Source organism: Streptomyces sp. NPDC003697 (assembly GCF_053587115.1).
Map to the genome: position 1 here is coordinate 1 of NZ_JBSFNN010000119.1, position 14,298 is coordinate 14,298.

The following is a 14,298-nucleotide window of genomic DNA, read 5'->3' on the forward strand; positions in this document are numbered from 1 at the left end:
GCAGCACCAGCACGACCAGCATGAACAGGCCGACGCCGAGCGTGGACCACACGAGCTGGACCGGCGCCGCCCGGTCGCCCGGCGTGCCCAGGTCCCGATCGGACGATCGTGTGCGGGGGCTCGTCTGCCGCCGGCGCTGGAACGGGCCGTGCGGGGCCGCGCGCCGGGCCGGCCGGGGCGCGTCAGTAGACGTGGACCCCGTAGGCGCTCAGCGCCTCGGTCACCGGCTGGAAGAAGGTCGTACCGCCGGAGGTGCAGTCGCCGCTGCCGCCGGAGGTGAGACCGTAGGCGGTGCTGCCGCCGTACAGCGAGCCGCCGGAGTCACCGGGCTCGGCGCAGACCGTGGTCTGGATGAGGCCGTAGACGATGTCGCCGCCGCCGTAGTTGACGGTCGCGTTGAGCGCGGTCACCCGGCCGCTGTGGGTGCCGGTGGTGGAGCCGCGGCGGTAGACGGTGGTACCGACCGACGGCGTGGCGGCGCTGGTGATGTCCTGGCTGCCCACGGTGCCCGACTTGGCCACCGAGCTGTTGGTGTAGCGCACGATGCCGTAGTCGTTGCCGGGGAAGGAGGAGCCGGCGGTGGTGCCGAGCGTGGTCGAGTGCGAGGAGTTCGACCACCAGGTGCCCGCACCGTCGGTGCAGTGACCGGCCGTGAGGAAGTAGTAGTTGCCGCTGTTGTCCTGGACGTTGAAGCCCAGCGAGCAGCGCCAGCTACTCGCATAGATGGCGTCGCCGCCGGAGATCAGCTTGTTGAACTTGCCCGGGGTGCGCTTGATGGTCAGGGCACCGGCGTTGGCGCCGGCCTGCTCCTTGATCTGGGCGATCTCGGCCTGGGAGACGGTGCTGTCGGCGGTGACGACGACACGGTGGGTCTTGCTGTCGACGGCCCAGGCGGTGCCCGGGATGTCGGCCTTGAGCACCGAGTCGCTCGCGCTGGTGAGCTGGGCGCTACTGAAGGTGGTGGCCGTGTCGGACGCGTTCGCGCTGGGGACCGCGATCGCGGCAGCGGCCACGAGTCCGGAGGCGATGGCGATCAGCCGGGTCCGTCTCGTCGTGCCGCTGCTGGTGGTGCGCTTGATCCTCACGTTTCGTTCCTCCACAGGGGAAGTTGGGGGGCCGCGTGGGGTCGGGGCCCGTGAGGCGCAGCCAGGTGATACGTGACCGGATTTCGGACACGCCGTGTCCCTGACAAGCACTGAGGGGGAGTATTCGGCCGAACGGACGGTCGGCGCAAGGGTGCTTTTCGGCCGGGCAGCCGTGTGTGCCGCGAGTGGACGGCGCGTGAAGAAGGCGGGTTGACGCACGGTCAGGGCGGGGCGGCCGCCACCGTCCGGGCGAGTGCGCGGCGTCCACCGCCGCCGCGCCCCCGGCATACGACCCGGCGAGCGGGCGCGGCAGATCAGACGACTGTCGGCCGGTGCCTGCGGCGGCCTCCCGCGGTGCCGCCGGACGCCTGCACCCAGCCGGCCGGACCGCCCGCGACCATGGCGGCGGGTGCGGGCGCGTCACGATGGCCGGCCGGCCTGCCGGGGTGGCCGGAATTCGCCCTTCCGAAAAACCTCGGGAACCGTGCGTGCCGACGGCCACGGGCGGCCCACCGGCCACCGGAACGGCGCCGGCACGGCGTGGGAGCCGCGGCCCCGCCGCGTCGGATGCGTCCGTCGTCGTCATGGAGGCCGGACCTTCCGTGCCGGAACAGAGGCGCACACCGGGCGGGAGTATGACGAGCCCATGGGGTGACGGGCCGTCACACGGCCCCGCAGGGCCCGTGACCCGGCACGTCCGGGCACCTCCCACGGGGCCGGCGTCCCGCCGCCGCCCGCACCCCGGCCGCGCGCGCGGGGCGGCCTCCCCGGTCTCCCGGCCTTCCGGTCTCCCCGGCGTGCCCGACGTCAGCAGTCGCAGCAGCCGCAGTCGCAGCCGTCGCAGCACTCACAGCAACCGCAGCAGTCGCTGCAGTCGCAGCAGTCGCAGCCGCTGCACCAGCCCTCGCGCCGCCGCCCCGACCAGGGACCCTCGAACTCGTCGGCGCAGCACACCTTGCAGGTGCAGCACAGCCCGATCGCGACCGCGCACCCGCTCCAGAAGCCGCGGCGGCCCGGTCGCGGGGGCTCGCCGAAGGGGTTGCCTCCGGCCGGGTCACCGGGAGCGTGGGGGCGGTTCGGGTCGTACGGCGTACCCGGGTGCTGCGGGCCCAGGGGGGCGTACGGGCCCTGCGGCGGTCCGAAGGCCGCTTCCGGGGCATGTCCGCAGGACTCGGCGCCGAAGGCCCGATCGACCGAGCGCCCCAGTTCGTGGACGAGCAGCCGGTGGACCAGCCGGCCGTCCGTGAACTCCGCCTCGCGCAGCGCGAGCCGGATGCCGTGCACGGCGTCGTCGGCGAGCCTGCGGGCCTCGGTGAGCGGCGTGCCCGTCGCGGTGAGCGGGTTCCAGGCGCCCGAGGCGGCGTCGGCGTCCTTGTCCTCCACGGCGTCCAGGAGATGGGCGAGCCGTCCGAACAGCCGCCCGGCCTCGGCCAGCGGCTCGGTGTTGCCCGGGCGTCCGGCCAGCAGCGCGGTGTGCGCGAAGGCCGCGGCGGTCGCCGTCTCGGTCGGCTCGGTGACCGTCAGGACCGGCGTCCCGGGCCCGGCGAGCGCCTCGACGCCCGGTTGCCGCTCGACGGCGTCAATGAGGACGGCCGCGTCGAATCCGACGTCCGCCCCCGTCCGGGCGCCCGCGCGCCCCCAGCTCTCGGCGACCCGGCGCGCGGCGTGCGCCACCGGGCGGCGTGCCAGCAGCCCGTCCCCGTCGGCGACGTGGTCGCGCATCTTGGCCGAGGCGAGCACCAGCGAGACGGCCGCCGCGAGCCGGGCGCCGTCACCCTGCGCGACGGAGGCGGTACGCATGCCGCGCAGCGGACAGGGCCCGGCCGTGCGCCGCGCGCCGCCGGACCCCTTGGCCTGAGCCTCCGTCAGGACGGATATCAGGAGTCCGTCGTAGTTCGTCACGACGCGCGCGAGCTGTCCGTGATCCCCGCGCAGCGCCAGGCACAGCCCGCACAAATGGGCCATCCACTGGGCCTTCAGGCTTTCACCGAGCCGGTGACGGCAGGGTCTGACAATTCCGAACACGGCATTCCCCCGTAGTGTGTACGCCGTCGAGGCGCCGCATCGTAACGGCCCCTTCGTTCACCCGTACGCCCCGGCCGTCACCCGTACGCCGTGGACAATCATATTTCACTCACCGTCAGCAGCCGTGTAGTTCCCGAGCCTTGGGGCACACGGCCTCTCGACGGATTCGCTGTGCACCAGTACCGTCACAAACCCCCCGCGCGGCGTCTATCCACTTGGCGCACTGTCCGCATCATGGATGACGATAGGCATGCGGAATGCAAGAAACACCGCTGTGAGAGGAGGCGTCCATGGGATCGGTACGCAAGGCGAGTGCGTGGCTCGGCCTCGTCGACGACAACGATGACGAGCGCTACTACGACGACGACTACTCCGAGGGGACCGAGCCCGGGGACGCCTGGGTCACCGACCCCCGGGTGAAGGTGGCCTCGGACACGGCCGAGGACAGGGGCCGCCGGATCGGCACGGTGACCCCGGACAGCTTCCGGGACGCCCGCGCCATCGGCGAGCTCTTCCGGGACGGCGTGCCCGTCATCATGAACCTCACGGCCATGGAGCCCGCCGACGCCAAGCGCGTGGTCGACTTCGCGGCGGGGCTCATCTTCGGCCTGCGCGGCCAGATCGACCGGGTGTCCAACCGGGTCTTCCTGCTCACCCCCGCCGACACGGAGATCGTCAGCGGCCAGTCCGCGCAGCACCGCTCTGACGGCTTCTACAACCAGAGCTGAGGCAGGGCCGCTCACCGGCCCTGCCCGCTCCCCTTCGCCCGGGTCAGCGGAAGGCGTCGAGTCCGGTGAGCGCCTTGCCCAGCACGAGCTGGTGCATCTCGACGGTGCCCTCGTAGGTGAGCACCGATTCCAGATTGGTCGCGTGCCGCATCACCGGGTACTCCAGCGAAATTCCGTTCGCCCCCAGGATCGTCCGCGCGGTACGGCAGATCTCGATCGCCTCGCGCACGTTGTTGAGCTTGCCGAAGCTGACCTGCTCGGGACGCAGGCGGCCGGCGTCCATGCGCCGCCCCAGATGATGGGCGAGCAGAATTCCCTTGTGCAGCTCGACCGCCATGTCGGCGAGCTTGGCCTGGGTGAGCTGGAAGCCGCCGATCGGCCGGCCGAACTGCTCCCGCGACGTCGCGTACTCCACGGCGGACTCGAAACTGGAGCGGGCCGCGCCCATGGCGCCCCAGACGATGCCGTACCGGGCGTGGGACAGACAGCTGAGGGGCCCGCGCAGCCCGACGACTTCGGGCAGGACCGCGTCGGCCGGCAGCCGGACGTCGTCGAGCACGAGCTCGCTGGTGACGCTGGCCCGCAGGGACCACTTGTGCTTGATCTCCGGGGCGGAGAAACCGGGGCTGCCGGCCGGCACGACGAACCCGCGGATGCCCTCCTCCGTTCGGGCCCAGACGACGGCGACCCCGGCGACGGAGCCGTTGGTGATCCACATCTTGCGTCCGTTGAGGACCCAGTCGGTGCCGTCGCGCTTGGCGTGGGTACGCATCGAGGCGGGGTCGGACCCGTGGTCGGGCTCGGTGAGGCCGAAGCAGCCGATCACCTCGCCGGCGGCCATGCGGGGCAGCCACGCCTGCTTCTGCTCCTCGGAGCCAAAGCGGTGGATGGCGTACATCGCGAGCGAGCCCTGGACCGAGACCAGGGAGCGGATCCCGGAGTCGGCCGCCTCCAGCTCTAGGCAGGCCAGTCCGTACTGCACGGCCGTGGCCCCGGCGCAGCCGTACCCCTCCAGGGACATGCCGAGGGCGCCGAGGGCGCCGAGTTCGCGGGCGAGGTCCCGGACGACGGGCAGTTCGCCCTTCTCGTACCACTCGGCGACATGGGGCAGGACGCGGTCGGCGGCCCAGTTCCGCACGGTGTCGCGGACGGCCAGGTCCTCGGGGTCCAGCAGGTCGTCGAGGCCGAGCGGATCGGCGGGGTCGAACGGGGGCAACTTCGAGGACGCGGACATGGGACACCCTCCGGCAACTTAAAACTAGCAGCGCTAGTTACGCGACTCCGGCCCGACGTTACGACGCAGTCTCCCCCACGTCCAGCCCACTCCCCCACACCGCGGGGCGCTCCAGGGCCGCCGGCGGGGCGCGGCCCCGAGGCGGAGGCGGGAACCGGGCCGGCCGTCACGGGCGGCGCCCGGACGGGTCACGCGTCTCACGCCGAGACGCGTGACCTCTCGGCCTCCCGCGGCGCGGGCAGACCCACCGCCGCCTCCTCGCACTGCATCGTCCGCGGCAGCCGCAGCGCCATCAGGGCACCCAGCAACAGCAGACCCGCGCTCACCAGCAGCGTCACGTGCAGCCCGTGCACGAAGGAGTCCCGGGCCGCACGCCGCAGCGCCGCACCGGCGGAGCCGCCGAGCTGCCCGGCCACCTCGTAGGCCTCCCCCACGGAGTGCGACGCGGCCCGCGAGGCGCCCGCCGGAACCCCCGGCACCGCAGCCAGCCCGGGCGCGTAGGCCGCGTTCATCACGCTGCCCAACAGCGCGATCCCGATGCCGGCGCCCAACTGGTACGACGTCTCCCCGATCGCCGCGGCCCCGCCCGCCTGCGCCGCCGGGGCCTCGTTCAGCATCGACTCGTACGCCGCGAACAGCGTCGTCTCCAGACCGAAGCCCAGCAGCACGAAACCGCACAGCAGCAGCCCGGCGTCGTCGTGCCGGCCCATCGCCGTCAGCAGCACCACCGCGGCGGCCGTCAGGCAGAACCCGAAGCACACCATCCGGCGCGGCCCGAACCGCCGCAGCGCCCGCGCGCCCGCCAGCCCGGCGGCCATCGCGGCGAACGTCAGCGGCAGGAGCCGCAGCCCGGTCCGAAGCGGGGACAGCCCCAGCACCAGCTGCAGGTACTGCGCGGCGATCAGCTCCAGCCCCACCAGGGCGAGCATGGCCAGCACGATGCACCCCACCGACGTGGTGAACGCCGGCCGCGCGAACATCCCGAGGTCCACCAGCGGATGCGTCCGGCGCCGCTGCCGCCGTACGAACCCGACCAGCAGCGCCGCTCCCACCAGCAGCGGGGCCACGGTGAACACGCTCAGCGCGGGCTCCCCGCCGCCGAGCCGCTTGACGCCCAGCACCACACCGAACAGCCCGGCCGCCGCCATGAGCGCGCCGGCGACGTCCCACGGACCGTCACGGTGGCCCTCGGAGTCGGGCAGCAGCAGCCGGCCCACCGGCAGACTCACCAGCATCAGCGGGATGTTGACGAGGAAGACCGACCCCCACCAGAAGTGCTCCAGCAGGAAGCCGCCGAGCAGCGGCCCGACCGCCGCGCCCACCGCGGCCACCGCGCTCCAGATCCCGATCGCCAGCGCGCGCTCGCGCCGGTCCGGGAAGACCTGCCGCAGGATCGACAGCGTGGCGGGCATGATCATGGCCCCGCCGACGCCGAGCAGTGCCCGGGCGCCGATCAGCGTCTGCGGGCTCGGGGCGAGGGCCGCCACGGCGGACGCGACCCCGAACAGGGCGTAGCCGAGCAGCAGGACCCGCCTGTGGCCGACCCGGTCACCGAGGGTGCCGAAGAGGATCAGCAGCGAGGCGCAGACGAGCGGGTAGGTGTCGACGATCCAGAGCAGTTCGATCGCGCCGGGCCTGAGGTCCTCGGTGACGGCGGGCACCGCCACGTGCAGGACGGTCGCGTCCACCGCGACGAGCAGCAGGCTGACGCAGAGGACGACGAGGACGACCCAGCGGTTGGCACCGGCCCCGGCCGCCCGACGGCGCAGCGCGGCGGCCGTGGTCGTCCCGGACATGTACGTACCTCCCAGATGAACCTCGCCTCCGGCGGGTCCGCGGGGTGGGGGACTCCCCCACGGCTCGGCCGGGGAGGAGCGGTGGTCCCCGGCCCGCGCAACGAAGTGCGAGTGATTCGTCAGCGTACGCGAGTCCCCTCCCGTGCCACGTGGCCCATCTCTCACAGCGGTCGGGGAACTATGTGCCGTACGCCACTCCGCTTCCGGCCGGGCGGGCCCCGGCGGTCCGGCCGGCCGCGGGCGCGGCCGATAATCGGGCCCGTGACCGTTCTCGATACGCACGCCGCAGCACCGGCCCGGCCCGGGATGCTGCGCCGGGCCGCGCCGGCCCTTCTCGGGTACGCGGCCGTCCGCGCCGTGGGCCTGCTGGTCCTGGCCGGGTGGAGCGCCGCGCACGGCAAGGACGCCTACACGCTGCTGACCGCCCGCTGGGACGCCCTGTGGTACGCGCGGGTGGCCGGCCTCGGCTACGGCTACGAGGTGCGCCTGCCGAACGGGGACGTCCACTCCAGCCTGGCCTTCTTCCCGCTGCTGCCCTGGCTGGAGCGGCTGCTCGCCGCGGTGAGCCCCCTGTCGTACGCCGACGCCGGCTTCGTCGTCGCCCTGCTCGCCTCGGTGGCCGCGGCCTGGGGGGTCTTCGCGGTCGCCGAGCACGTGTGGGACGCGAGCCACGGGCACGGCGGGAGGGAGCAGGGCGCCGCGACGAAGCGCGGTCCCCTGCCCGTCACGGCGGGAGCGGGGCGGGCCGCCACGTGCACGGTGCTGCTCTGGGCGGCACTGCCGGTCGGGATCGTCCAGTCGATGGCCTACAGCGAGTCGCTGTTCACGGCGCTGGCCGCCTGGTCGCTGTACGCGGTGCTGACCGGCCGGTGGGTGACCGCGGGCGCCCTGGCCCTGGCGGCGGGACTGACCCGGCCGGTGGGACTCGCCGTGGTGGCGGCGCTCTGGGCGGCGGCTCTCCTCCCGTTCGCGCGAAGCCGGGGCGCCGCCGGGGTGAGCGGCGCGCTGGAGGGGACACCCGCTCTCCGACCGGGCGGCCGCCGCGCCCTCGGGCTGTTCCTCGCCCCGCTCGGCGCGGCCGGGTACGTGCTGTGGGTGGGGCACCGCACCGGGAAGGGGCCCCTCGGCTACCTCGACGTCCAAGCGGGCTGGCGCAACGGCTTCGACGGCGGTTACGCGTTCGCCCGCTTCGTCGGCGCCCGGTTCACGTCGTTCCCCTCGGCCCTGGCGGGACTCGCACTGATCGTCGGGGTCGCCCTGCTGGTCCGGCTGTACGTCGCCGGCGTGCGGCAGGGCCAGCCCGTCCCGCTGCTGGTGTACTCGGGCGTCGTCACCGCGCTGGCGCTGGGCGCGTCCAGTTACTTCGGCTCCAAGCCGCGCCTGCTGCTGCCCGCCTTCCCGCTGCTGCTGCCGCCCGCCCTCGCCCTGGCTCGGCTCCGGACCTCCGGGTCGGCGCTGGTGGTGGGCGGCGTGGCCGTGGCCTCGGCGGTGTACGGGGCGTTCTGGCTGAACGGCTCCGGCCCCCCGTGAGCGGCCGGGCGCCCGGTGAACGCGCGGCGGAATACCCCCGAATGTTCGGCCGGTGAATTCCTGAACACCGGAACGACCGCCCGCCGGAATGATCAAAGGAAATTCATGACGTGCGCCCGCGGTATTTCGTACCGGTGGAAAAGCGACCTCCGCTGAGAGCAATCCCACATCACATCGTCATCACAAAGCCCGTGCTTCGTCAGGGAGCTGAGCTCACTCGCTGTAACGTCGATTAGGTGCGTACCGAACGAACCCTCACCCGCCTGGACCGGGTGTTCGCCAGGCTGGACCGTGAGCCGCAGCGGCCGGCGCACATCGACGTGCCGACGATGAGCCGGCACCGGGTCGTGCTGTTCTCCTCGACCCTGGCCTTCTACCTGGCGATCGTCTGGGCCGTGGTGACGACCTCCTGGCTGGTCAGGCTGGACTGGCAGGTCATGTTCTTCCGGCCGTACCAGCAGTGGCCGCAGATCCACGCCTTCCTCGACTACTACGTGGTACTGGGCCAGCGCGGCCCCACCGCGGTGATGGTCGCGGCCTGGCTGGGCTGGCGCTCGTGGCGGCAGCGCACCCTCCGCCCACTGCTCACGCTGGCCACGTCGCTGCTGCTGCTGAACGTCACGGTCGGCGCCGCGAAGATCGGCATGGGGCGCCTCGGGCCGCACTACGCGACCGTGATCGGTTCGAACGAGATGGGTCTGGGCGGCGATATATTCCCCAGCGGCCACACCGCGAACGCCGTCGTGACCTGGGGCATCCTGGCCTATCTGGCGTCGACGCCGGGGGCGCGGCGCTGGCTGTCGGCGCTTTCCGCGGTGACGTCGCTCGGCGTCGGCCTCACCACCGTGTACCTGGGGACGCACTGGCTCAGCGACGTGCTGCTCGGCTGGGCCGCCGGGCTGCTGATCCTGCTGGCCCTGCCGTGGTTCGAGCCGCTGATCGCACGTGCCGAGGCCGCGCTGTTCGAACTGCGCGACCGCCTGCGCGCCCGTCGCGGCCGCACCGTGCCGATGCCCGTGCCGGTCGCCCCGGCCGGTGCGCCGGTGCCGCTGGGGGCGCGCACCCGCGCGCCGGAGGAGGCCCCGGCGACCCGCGAGAGCATCACCCCCCGCTCGCCCAGGACGCCGGTCCACCTGGCCCCGGGCCCCCACACGGCCCGCTCGGAGCGCACCCCGGTCACACCCGTCGGCAGCCGCAGACCCCCGTACGCCGACCGCGTCCCGCGCGGCACGCCCTCGGCGGCACGCCCTCTGACGGGCAACTGACCCCTGCCGTCGGGCACGGCCGCCCGGTGGCCCTGCCCGACGCGCCCGGTACGCACATCCATCGGCCGGGGTGAGGGCTCCGGCGCCCGCCCGGGACGCGGGTCCGTTGCGCGAGGTGAGGGCCCCGGCGCCCGTCCGGGACGCCGGGGCCCTCACCCCTCAGCCGGTTCAGCCCTTCCAGGCCCGGGCCACCCGGCCCTCCGCCACCTCGAAGTTCAGCCGTCCGACGCGGTACTCCATGGTGATGATCGTGCCCGGTTCGAGGGACCGCACGGTGGACCAGCCGCGCTCGCGCGCGAGATGCTCGGCACGCTCGGTGTCGAGGCCGACGTACCCGTCCGGACTGTCCTGGGGCTCCGCTGACGGAGCGGGAATCGGTGCCATACCGCCACGCTAGGCGCCGGGCACGGCCCGGGGAAGTGCCCCGGGACACCCGGATCACACATCCCCCTCCGGTCACACTTCTGTCACAGGAGCACGACACCCGTCCCGGCGCGCCGGCTCACCCGCGCGGCCGATTCCGTCACCCTTTCGCAGGAAAGCGCACGCGATTTCGTGGACCGGTGGGAAGCCCGGCGGAAAAGCGTGCGGAAATACGCGGGGAGAACGACCCGGGGACGGGCCGGTATACCAATTTCCGGCGAATGGACCGGGCAAGGAGACCGGCGGAGCCACAGGAAATCCACCGCTTCCCCACAGCTCCCCCGCACGCTCCCGTCGAGGAGTCGAGGGAGGCGGCCGCTCCTCGGAGCACCCGCTCCTCGGACCCGGCCCACTCCTCGGAGCGGGCGGTCCCCCGTCCGCCGCCGCGGCACACGGTCGTCACGCCGCCCCGGGTCCGTTCCTGGTCCCCGGCGGGCGGTCCGCGCCCTCCCGGGCACGACGGCCGGGCCCCCCGGACCGGGCCAGCGCTGCGTCGAGCCGGTCACGGGCGGACCTGATCGCCTCCGTCAGTTCCGCGGGCTCCAGCACCTCGAACGGGAGGCCCGTCATCATGACGTGCACGACCATCACGTCGAGGGTCGCGGCGCCCGTGCGCAGCACGCACGCGCCGGGCCCGTCGGCCTCGAGCGTCCCGGCCGAGGGGGAGACGCGCTCCGCGGCCTCGGCGAGCGGGACCAGCAGCCGGACGGTGGCGTGGGCGGCGTACGCGTGCGTGGAGACGCCCTTCGAGACGTAGGCGGCGAGGTCGTCGGCGGGCGGGGTGCGGGGGGTGAAGCGCGGCCCGTGCGGCGGCCTCGGGGTGACGCGGTCGACCCGGAACGTGCGCCAGTCGTCGCGGTCGAGGTCCCAGGCGACCAGGTACCAGCGGCGCTCGGTGCACACCAGGCGGTGCGGTTCGACGGTGCGGCGGGTCAGGGTGCCGTCGTGGCTGCGGTACTCCAGGCGCAGCCGCTCGGCGTCCCGGCACAGCTGGGCCAGTTCGGTCAGGACGGCCGGGTCGACGGCGGAGGGCTGCGGGCCGCGCAGCATCGGCACGGTGACGGCGTTCAGAGCGCCGACCCGGCGGCGCAGCCGGCCGGGCAGCACCTGCTCCAGCTTGGCCAGGGCCCGTACGGAGGTCTCGCCGATGCCCTCGATGCCCTGTCCGGCGGCCGTGCGCAGTCCCACGGCGACGGCGACCGCCTCGTCGTCGTCGAGGAGCAGCGGCGGCAGCTGGGCGCCGGCGCCCAGCCGGTAGCCGCCGCCGGTACCGGGGCTGGCGTTGACGGGGTAGCCGAGCTCCCGCAGCCGGTCCACGTCCCGGCGCACCGTGCGCGGGGTGACGCCGAGCCGTTCGGCCAGCTCCGGGCCGGACCACTCACGGTGGGCCTGGAGCAGTGAGAGCAGGCGCAGCAGTCGTGCCGAGGTCTCCAGCATGCCCCGAGTCTGCCAGGGCTCGCGGACAGCGGCTGTCCGCAACAACCGGCGCGCGCCCCCGAGTCCCGTCCGTGCCCCGTCGGCCGTGGGCCGACGGGGCACCGCCGTGCGGTCCGCAGCGGGGAGGCGGCGGCTCAGAGGGTCAGGCGCTGGCCGGGGAGGATCACGTCGGGGTCGTCGCCGATGACGGACCGGTTGAGGGCGTAGAGCCGCTGCCAGGTGGTGCCGTGCCGGGTGGCGATGCCGCTCAGCGTGTCGCCCGCGCGGACGATGTGGTCGCCGCGGTTCGTGTGGGCCGGCGCCCGGTCCGGCGTCTTCGCGGGCCGCTGCGCGGGGGCCGTCGCACGGGCCGCCTTCCGCGCCGGTGCGTGACCCGGCTGTCCGTGGCCCGCCCCGGTGGCAGCCGGGGCGCTGCCGGACGCGCCGGCCCGGGCCGAGCAGACCGGCCAGGCGCCCCATCCCTGAGCGTGCTGGACCCGGGTGGCGACGGCGATCTGCTGGGACCTGGAGGCCCGGTCGGCCGTGGGCGCGTAGGCCGTGCCGCCGTAGGCCCGCCAGGTGCCGGCGGCGAACTGGAGCCCGCCGTAGTAGCCGTTGCCGGTGTTGATGTGCCAGTTGCCGCCGCTCTCGCACTGGGCGATGCGGTCCCACACTCCCCCGTCCGCCGCCCGGGCGTCGCCCGTCGCGGCCACCAGGCCGAGCGGGGCGAGCAAGGCCGCCCCGGCGAGAACCGCCGTCGTCCGGGTCCTGCGGACGGTGCCGCGAACGGTGTCGCGGGTGGTATCGGCACAATCGGACATGTAGATCCTTCCGGGACGACCCGGGGTCCCCCGAGGCGGGGCGCGCTCCGCGCGCTGGGGCGCGGTGGTCACGCTCCGCCCCGTCCGCCGTGAGGGCGTGCTGTCGAACCGGTGTCCTGCGGTCGGCGGACGTACCCGAGCGGTGCTCGTTGCACACGGCGGAGGAATGTAGGGAGCGTCTCGGCCCGGAATCAACCAATTCCCGGTCTCCGCTGGCCAGTTGCCCGTTACCAACGGTATCGGCGATTTCCGGACACCCACTTCATTCGTTGATTTCCTGATTTTTCGACCAAGCCGGACAGCCGCCTGTGACCCACCTCACCCGCCCAAGACGCCGCATTCGCCCGGGAGTTGACGAAGAGTGACTGGTTCCGCGCGGTACGTGACCCTGTGCGTCGGATGGTTCGATTCCGTTCGGCGTGGTGCGTGACTCCCGCCACAGATCGGCCGTTGTCATCTTCATGAGCCGGGAGCCCACCCGGTTCCCCGGCCGGGGGCCACCCGGCCCCGCCACGCACCGCACCCGAGGGAGCCACCCGTGCCGCGCATGCTCGACGTCAGCGACGCCGTCCGCGCCGAGATCGGCGACGAAGAAGCCGACCGGCTGCTCGCCGGAGAGAACGCCCCGGGCAGTTACGACTGCACGTCCTGCCGCACCCCGGGCGACTCCGAGCAGGAGCGCACCAGCACCGTCCTGTTCATCGGCGACGAGACCGCCGTTCTCGCCTTCGCCCACGCCACCTGCCTGCCCTCGCAGGTCGTCCAGGTCACGGAGGAGCAGTTGCAGGGCGCGGTGCGCTCCATCAACGCCGGCTCCCGGACCGCCGAACCGGAGCTGCCGGCGCAGTCCCGGCCGCAGCCCGCCACGGTCGTGCCCGAGCAGGCCGTGCTCGGCGTGACCAGCGGACTCGTGCTGATCGCCGGGGAGTTGCACCCGGCGCTGGTCGTCGAGCCGACCGCCCCCATCGCGCGCCCGGGCGCCCTCGGTCCCGGCGTCGGCCCCGACGGCGTCGGCGACCCCGGTGACGACTTCCTGCCGCTGCTGATCGAGCAGGGCTTCGTGCCCGTGTCCGGGTTGACGGCGGTGCCCCCGGTCCTGCACGGCTGGTCGGTGCTGGTCGCCATGGGGCAGTTGCACGCCGTCCTGCAGCCCGGGGGCAACGGGGGCCAGCCGGTGGCCTGGTGGCAGGCGCACCAGCCGCTTCAGGTCACCGACGGCTGGCGGGCGGCGGCGAACAAGCACCAGCAGGTCCTCATGTTCGCGGCTCCGGTCGGGTCCATCGGACGGCAGCCGCGGGAGGACCTGCTGCGCGACGCCCTGGACAAGGCCGCGGCCGCCGGCCGGCTGGTCGCGGCCGCCATGCCGTTGGCCGGGACCTGAGCACGCCGCACCGCATCCCTTCCGGTCCGGGGTCGTTTGGACTTACGTGCACGCATATGACGTTCCTCGCCGCCAGTCCTACCCGCCGATCCCCGCCCCGAACTCCCGCCTGGGGCCGGCCGGGCAGGTGCCGGCCTCGCGGACGGGCCAGGATCCGCGGGGCGGCCCCTCGGCCACGCCGATCTACGACGCGCTCTACGCCGAGTACGTCAAGTCCTACCGGACCCTGCCGGGCGACCGCAGCGGCGAGGAGGACCTGCACTTCGTCGGGTTCGGGAATCTGCCGCGCGGTACGGGCTCCTACGGTTCGGGCACGTACAGCACCTACAGCACCGGCGCGTACAGCACCCGGCACGGCACCGGTCAGCAGCAGACGCAGTGGCAGCGCGTGGGGACGATCGGGCGGCAGGACACCGGGGCGCACCACGTACCGGCGGCGCTGCCGCCCGCGCCGCGCCGGGGGCTGTGACGCGGCGTGCAGGAAGGGCGGCCCCGGTCGGGGCCACGGCCCCAGCGGGTTGAACGTCTCGCTTGAAGCTGAACGGGACGGTGATCAGGCGGCCGTCGAACTCCGGGATGGCGACCTGCATCGCC

12 protein-coding genes are annotated in these 14,298 nt (G+C 73.8%); 5 read left to right on the top strand and 7 right to left on the bottom strand.

Annotated features, from left to right (window positions below):
• Positions 1-182: 182 nt before the first annotated feature.
• Together ACWDNY_RS29340 and ACWDNY_RS29345 are read right to left on the bottom strand one after the other, a co-directional pair.
• Positions 183-1,085 (bottom strand): S1 family peptidase, encoded by a 903-nt coding sequence (locus tag ACWDNY_RS29340; protein WP_451648840.1) that lies wholly within the window; start codon positions 1,083-1,085, stop codon positions 183-185.
• Positions 1,086-1,892: 807 nt separating this feature from the next.
• Positions 1,893-3,110, bottom strand: a complete 1,218-nt coding sequence (locus ACWDNY_RS29345) for a DUF5685 family protein (protein ID WP_451648841.1) — start codon at positions 3,108-3,110, stop codon at positions 1,893-1,895.
• 290 nt (positions 3,111-3,400) lie between these two features.
• Here ACWDNY_RS29345 and ACWDNY_RS29350 point away from each other — a divergent pair, with 290 nt between their 5' ends.
• A complete protein-coding gene (locus ACWDNY_RS29350) occupies positions 3,401-3,838 on the top strand; it encodes a cell division protein SepF (protein WP_451648842.1) in 438 nt (145 codons plus the stop codon).
• Positions 3,839-3,881: 43 nt separating this feature from the next.
• On the opposite strand, the gene ACWDNY_RS29355 is transcribed toward ACWDNY_RS29350, so the two are convergent.
• On the bottom strand, positions 3,882-5,072 hold the full coding sequence (locus ACWDNY_RS29355) for an acyl-CoA dehydrogenase family protein (protein WP_451648843.1): 1,191 nt from the start codon (positions 5,070-5,072) through the stop codon (positions 3,882-3,884).
• 197 nt (positions 5,073-5,269) lie between these two features.
• Positions 5,270-6,868 carry an MFS transporter gene (locus tag ACWDNY_RS29360; RefSeq protein ID WP_451648844.1) on the bottom strand — a complete coding sequence of 533 codons (1,599 nt, stop codon included), beginning with the start codon at positions 6,866-6,868 and terminating at the stop codon, positions 5,270-5,272.
• A 261-nt stretch (positions 6,869-7,129) separates the two neighbouring features.
• On the opposite strand from ACWDNY_RS29360, the gene ACWDNY_RS29365 reads away from it, so the two are divergent.
• Together ACWDNY_RS29365 and ACWDNY_RS29370 are read left to right on the top strand one after the other, a co-directional pair.
• Entirely contained in the window at positions 7,130-8,398 is a 1,269-nt protein-coding gene (locus ACWDNY_RS29365) for a hypothetical protein (protein WP_451648845.1), read from the top strand.
• Between the two features lie 236 nt (positions 8,399-8,634).
• Positions 8,635-9,663, top strand: coding sequence for a phosphatase PAP2 family protein (locus ACWDNY_RS29370; protein ID WP_451648846.1), 1,029 nt, complete (start codon positions 8,635-8,637; stop codon positions 9,661-9,663).
• Between the two features lie 168 nt (positions 9,664-9,831).
• Here ACWDNY_RS29370 and ACWDNY_RS29375 read toward each other — a convergent pair whose 3' ends face one another.
• From ACWDNY_RS29375 to ACWDNY_RS29385, 3 genes are all read right to left on the bottom strand, one after another.
• Positions 9,832-10,047: an I78 family peptidase inhibitor gene (locus ACWDNY_RS29375; RefSeq protein ID WP_451648847.1), complete on the bottom strand. Its 216-nt coding sequence runs from the start codon at positions 10,045-10,047 to the stop codon at positions 9,832-9,834.
• Positions 10,048-10,485: 438 nt separating this feature from the next.
• Positions 10,486-11,523 carry a helix-turn-helix transcriptional regulator gene (locus ACWDNY_RS29380; RefSeq protein ID WP_451648848.1) on the bottom strand — a complete coding sequence of 346 codons (1,038 nt, stop codon included), beginning with the start codon at positions 11,521-11,523 and terminating at the stop codon, positions 10,486-10,488.
• Between the two features lie 134 nt (positions 11,524-11,657).
• Positions 11,658-12,323, bottom strand: a complete 666-nt coding sequence (locus tag ACWDNY_RS29385) for a LysM peptidoglycan-binding domain-containing protein (protein ID WP_451648849.1) — start codon at positions 12,321-12,323, stop codon at positions 11,658-11,660.
• Between the two features lie 538 nt (positions 12,324-12,861).
• Here ACWDNY_RS29385 and ACWDNY_RS29390 point away from each other — a divergent pair.
• A complete protein-coding gene (locus ACWDNY_RS29390; RefSeq protein WP_451648850.1) occupies positions 12,862-13,704 on the top strand; it encodes a hypothetical protein in 843 nt (280 codons plus the stop codon).
• A gap of 46 nt (positions 13,705-13,750) precedes the next feature.
• On the top strand, positions 13,751-14,173 hold the full coding sequence (locus tag ACWDNY_RS29395) for a hypothetical protein (RefSeq protein WP_451648851.1): 423 nt from the start codon (positions 13,751-13,753) through the stop codon (positions 14,171-14,173).
• Positions 14,174-14,298: the final 125 nt, after the last annotated feature.